6 protein-coding genes and 1 pseudogene are annotated in these 4,985 nt (G+C 73.0%); 5 read left to right on the forward strand and 2 right to left on the reverse strand.

The window, feature by feature from the left end:
* Positions 1 to 208 (reverse strand): annotated as a pseudogene (locus tag E5198_RS20350) (RND transporter); the annotation flags it as partial.
* Between the two features lie 236 nt (positions 209 to 444).
* Between E5198_RS20350 and E5198_RS20355 the strand changes: the two are divergent.
* Positions 445 to 1,428: a LysR family transcriptional regulator gene (locus E5198_RS20355; RefSeq protein ID WP_136491739.1), complete on the forward strand. Its 984-nt coding sequence runs from the start codon at positions 445 to 447 to the stop codon at positions 1,426 to 1,428.
* Positions 1,429 to 1,493: 65 nt separating this feature from the next.
* On the forward strand, positions 1,494 to 1,793 hold the full coding sequence (locus tag E5198_RS20360; protein WP_136491740.1) for a hypothetical protein: 300 nt from the start codon (positions 1,494 to 1,496) through the stop codon (positions 1,791 to 1,793).
* Positions 1,794 to 1,823: 30 nt separating this feature from the next.
* On the opposite strand, the gene E5198_RS20365 is transcribed toward E5198_RS20360, so the two are convergent.
* Positions 1,824 to 2,678 (reverse strand): class I SAM-dependent methyltransferase, encoded by an 855-nt coding sequence (locus tag E5198_RS20365; protein WP_136491741.1) that lies wholly within the window; start codon positions 2,676 to 2,678, stop codon positions 1,824 to 1,826.
* A gap of 165 nt (positions 2,679 to 2,843) precedes the next feature.
* Here E5198_RS20365 and E5198_RS20370 point away from each other — a divergent pair, with 165 nt between their 5' ends.
* The 3 genes from E5198_RS20370 to E5198_RS20380 form a co-directional block, all read left to right on the forward strand.
* Positions 2,844 to 3,845, forward strand: a complete 1,002-nt coding sequence (locus tag E5198_RS20370; RefSeq protein WP_136491742.1) for an AraC family transcriptional regulator — start codon at positions 2,844 to 2,846, stop codon at positions 3,843 to 3,845.
* A 247-nt stretch (positions 3,846 to 4,092) separates the two neighbouring features.
* Positions 4,093 to 4,539 carry a thioesterase family protein gene (locus E5198_RS20375; RefSeq protein ID WP_136491743.1) on the forward strand — a complete coding sequence of 149 codons (447 nt, stop codon included), beginning with the start codon at positions 4,093 to 4,095 and terminating at the stop codon, positions 4,537 to 4,539.
* A 215-nt stretch (positions 4,540 to 4,754) separates the two neighbouring features.
* Positions 4,755 to 4,985 (forward strand): hypothetical protein (locus E5198_RS20380; protein ID WP_218569078.1); only part of this gene is annotated, 231 nt, incomplete at its 3' end.

The following is a 4,985-nucleotide window of genomic DNA, read 5'->3' on the forward strand; positions in this document are numbered from 1 at the left end:
CGTCGCCGTAGGCGCGCCACCACTGCGCCTGCGGCCAGCCGGCCTCGCGCGCGGCATGGCGGATCGCCGCGCCGGCGGGCAGCGCCGCGTCGTCGGCCAGCTCGGCCTGCGGAATCAGGTCGCCGCTGGGAATGCAGCCGGGGAGCGAGGAGATGACGGTAACCAGCAGACTGACGAGAAGCGGACCGGGCCGAACGATGGCGGGCACTGCGACGGATCCTGGAAGGGGGCGGGGAGCCGGAAGGAGCGGCGATTCTAAGAGCCGGCCCGGAGCAGGATAAGCGCCCGGATAGGTGATGGATTGTGTCCTGTTGGTTCATAATCGGCTGACAAACTTTGTGACACAATCGCTGTCTACCCGCCGAGGACTCCGGTTTTCGCAGGACGCGCCCTCACCCAGGAACTGCCGGGATCCCAGCCCGTTGCCTGCCCCACTGGAGCCCGATGGACATCCTCTTCAACATGCGTGCCTTCGTCTGCGTGGCGGAAACCGGCAGCTTCACCGCCGCCGCTGCACGCCTGGACCTGACCACCTCCTACGTGTCGCGCGCGGTCGCCGCCCTGGAAACCCACCTGCGCACCCGCCTGCTGCACCGCACCACGCGGCGCATCGCCCTCACCGAGGCCGGCCAGCGCTACCTGCGCCGCTGCCAGCAGATCCTCGGCGAGATCGCCGAGGCCGAGGCCGAGGCCGGCGACGCCCATGCGCTGCCGGCCGGCAACCTCCGCCTGCACGCCATGCCGGGCATCGGCCAGCACTACCTGATCCCGGCGGCGGCCGCCTACAGCGAGCAGTTCCCCGAGGTCAGCTTCGACCTGACCCTCAACAACCGCACCCCCGACATCCTCGACGAGGGCTACGACGTCTCGGTGATCACCGCGCGCGAGCTGCCCGATTCCGGGCTGATCTCCAAGCAGCTGGGCACCATCTACAGCGTGCTGTGCGCCGCGCCCGACTACCTGGCCCGGCACGGCGTGCCCGCACAGCCCGCCGACTTGCAGCGCCACCGCTGCCTGCGCCTGGTCTACCCGGTGATGAGCCTCGACAAGTGGCTGCTCGACGGCCCCGACGGCCAGGAGCTGGTCACCGTCGGCCGCAGCCACTTCCAGGTCAATACCGTCGAGGCCATGACCGTGGCGCTGCGCGCCGGCATGGGCATCGGCGCGCTGCCGGTGTACTCGGCGCTGCGCAGCCTGCAGGACGGCAGCCTGGTGCGCGTGCTGCCCGGGCACACCCTGTATCCGCTGGGGGTCTATGCGCTCTATCCGTCGCGCCAGTACCTGGACGCCAAGATCCGCACCTGGGTGGAATTCCTGCGCGAGCGCCTGCCGGCGCGCCTGGCCGCCGACGAGCAGCTGCTGCTCGACTGCAGCCCCGGGAGCAGGCGCGCGGCCGCGCCGACACAAAGTCTTACAGCCCCGGATTGAGCCATCCGCGCGCGCGGCGGTCCTAGTGGGAGGCCGGATCTGCCGGCGCCACAGGAGCCCCGTTCATGCTTTCGCGTCTTGTCCTCGTCACCGCCCTGCTCGCCGGCCTGGCGCTGCTCATCCAGGCGCCGGCCCAGGCCTCCGACCGTGACGACCACTACCGCCACGACCGCTACGACGAAGTCCGGCGCGCGCCGGCGTACTACCACGAGCCGCGCCCGGTCTACCGCGACCGCTACTACCGGCCCGCCCCGGCCTACCGCCCGGCGCCCCGCTACCGCCACGAGCGCCACCGCCATGCCCATCGGCACGACCACTACCGTCGCCATCACCGCGACCACTACTACAGCGACCGGCGCTGGTAGACGGGGCGGCTGAGCCGTCCCCGCTTCGCCCTACCTGCGGGTGATCACCACCTCCAGATATTCCCCCGGCACCACCAGCGAGTCGGCGCCGCCGATGTTGCGCGCTGCCAGCATCTTCTCGAGGTCGGCGTGCAGCGCCGCCTGCCCATCCGCGTCGAGGGCGGCGAAGGCCTTGTGGGTCGGGCCGTAGTAGCGGCGGAACACCTCGATCCAGTGCGCCGCCGACAGGTAGCGGAAGTTGAACAGCCGGCGCGTGCAGCGGATGTCGGCGGCCTGCGGGCCGAACAGCTCGACCAGACCGGCCTCGTCGCCCCAGCGCAGCGGCGAGCGCAGGCCGGCCGGCGGCGGCAGGTGGGCGCCGATCACCCGGAACAGCTCGCCGATGAAGCCCTCCGGCGTCCAGTTGGCCAGGCCGATGCGCCCGCCCGGGCGCACCACGCGCAGCAGCTCGGCGGCGGCGCGCGGCTGGTCGGGGGCGAACATCACGCCGAAGGTGGACAGCGCGACGTCGAAGCTGGCGTCGGCGAACGGCAGCGCCTCGGCGTCGGCGACCTGGAAGTCGACCGCCAGGCCCTCGGCGCTGGCGCGCGCGGCGCCCTTGTCGAGCAGGTGCGCCACGTAGTCGGTGGAGGTCACCCGGGCGAAGCGGCGCGCCGCGGCCAGGGTGGCGTTGCCGTTGCCGGCGGCGACGTCGAGCACGCGCTCGCCGGCGCGCAGGTCGACGGCCTCGGCCAGCGCCTCGCCGACGATCTGCAGGGTGGTGCCGATCACCGCGAAGTCGCCGCTGGCCCAGGTGGCCTGCTGGCGCGCCTTGATCGCGACGAGGTCGGGTTGCGGCGTGGCGCTGGCGGCCGGGGCCGGGCAGCTGTGGGCGGGGGTGGTCATGGACGATCTCCTCTGAGGACAGGACGGGATATCCCGACGAGCCCATTGTTCCGCCGCGGGGCAATCGGTGCTTCACTGGAAATCCGGGAAACTTGTCCGTGCGTCCGCGATGGACGCGGGCGAGGTCCGCCCCCTGCGCCGGCGCCGCCGGCACGGAGCCAGGCCATGAGTGGAGACCCGCTGTCGGATCTGCTGCGCAGCGTGCGCCTGCGCGGCGCGGTGTTCTACTACGTGAACAACCGCGCGCCGTGGGCCGCCGAAGCGCCGCCGGCGCGGGAGATCGCCGCGGCGGTGCTGCCCGGCGCCGAGCACGTCATGGAGTTCCACATGGTCGCCCGCGGCAGCGGCTGGGCGGCGGTCAGCGGCCTGCCGCCGGTGCGCCTGGAGAGCGGCGACATCGTGATGTTCCCCCACGGCGACGCCCACGTGCTGTCCAGCGCGCCGGGCCTCGCGCCGCAGCGCATCGGCGTCGAGTGGGTGTTCGCCACCCGCCACCAGCCCAAGCCCATCCCGGTCGCCTTCCACAGCGGCGTGCGCGAGCCGGGCGCCAGCGCGCCGCTCGAGGAGGCCGACAGCGTGCTGGTGTGCGGCTTCCTCGGCTGCGACCTGCGCCCCTTCAACCCGCTGATCGCCGCCCTGCCGCGCCTCCTGCACCTGCCGGCGGCGCGCGCCGGCGACTGGATCGCCCGGGTCATCGACCAGGCGGCGCACGAGTCGGACGCACCCGGCCCCGGCGCCGAGGCGGTGCTGGAACGGCTGGCGGAGATGATGTTCGTCGACACCGCGCGGCGCTATCTGGACAGCCTGCCCGCGGACGCCACCGGCTGGCTGGCCGGGCTGCGCGACCGCCACGTCGGCCGCGCCCTGGCCCTGCTGCACGAGGCGCCGCAGCGGGCGTGGAGCATGGACGAGCTGGCCCGCGAGGCCGGCCTGTCGCGCTCGGCGCTGCACGAACGCTTCCTGCAGTTCCTCGCCCAGCCGCCGATGCACTACCTCGCCCAGTGGCGCATCCAGCTCGCCGCGCGCCTGCTGCGCGAGAGCAACCGCACCGTCGCCACCATCGCCCAGGAAGTCGGCTACGAGTCGGAGGCCGCCTTCTCGCGCGCCTTCAAGCGCCTGGTCGGCGTGCCACCGGCAACCTGGCGGCGCAGCGTGGCAGCAGAGTGAGCGGCCGGGCGCCTTGCCGGGGCTTGCCGATCCTCCGGCAAGCGCGGCCGTGGCCCGGTGGCAGCCGGACAGCCAAGCGTCGCTGCGCACCACCCGGTCATGACCAGGACGGTGGCCGGTGGCGATGCTGATGATCCTCACCTTCGCGCGCCTCGAGATGCTGCCGGCAGCGGGTGCCGCAGCTCGCTCCCGGCGCCTCGGCCGCTTAGACTCTAGGCATCCCCCACACCATGACCAGGGATCGCCCATGGCCCGCCTGCAACTCGACCTGCCCGAAGACGGCTTCCGCTTCTCCACGCGCATGACCGTGCGCAGCACCGACATCAACGCCGGCCAGCACCTCGGCAACGACGCGCTGGTGTCCATGCTCTCCGAGGCGCGCTCGCGCTTCCTGTTCGCCGAGGGCATCGACGACGCCGGCGACGAGGACGGCCTGGGCATCGTAGTCACCGACCTCGCCACCCTGTACAGGGCCGAGGCCTTCGCCCGCGACGAGCTGCTGTTCGAGGTCGGCGTGATGGACTTCAACAAGTACGGCGGCGACATCACCTACCGGGTCAGCCGCCCGGACGACGGCGCGCTGATCGCGCTGGCCAAGAACGGCTTCGTGTTCTTCGACTACCGCGCCAGCAAGGTGGTGGCGATGCCCGAGGCGTTCCGCGCGCGCTTCCCGGGCGTCAGCCAGGCGGCCTGACGACCCGCCCGCATCGGACCACCGGCCGCGCCCGCCGGCGCAGACTGGCTAGACTTGCAGCGAGGCAGCGCGCCTTGGGCGGTACAGCGGAGCGTCGGCTGGGCCCGGTAAGGAGAAATCCTCTCGGCTCCCGAGGTTGCCATGTACTTCCCACCCCTGCGGCCAGCCCGGCTGGCCCGCCCCCGCCGTCCCCATCCGTGCACCGGGAGACGGCCATGAGCCGCCGGACTGCACGTCCGCGCCCGGCCCAGGCCGGCCGCCAGCTGATCGTCGTGCCCATCCTGCTGCTCGGCCTCGGCCTGGCCCTCGCGCTGGTGCTGAATCCCCAGCGGCCCACCCCGCCCCCGCCGCCGGCCCAGCCCGCTCCGCCGCTGGTGGAGATCAGTCCGGCGCCGGAACCGCCGCCACCGGAACCCGCGCCGGCCGCGCAGCCGCAGCCTGCCCCG

Origin of the sequence: Pseudomonas sp. A-1 (genome assembly GCF_004801855.1) — a bacterium.
Taxonomy (GTDB): Bacteria; Pseudomonadota; Gammaproteobacteria; order Pseudomonadales; family Pseudomonadaceae; genus Geopseudomonas.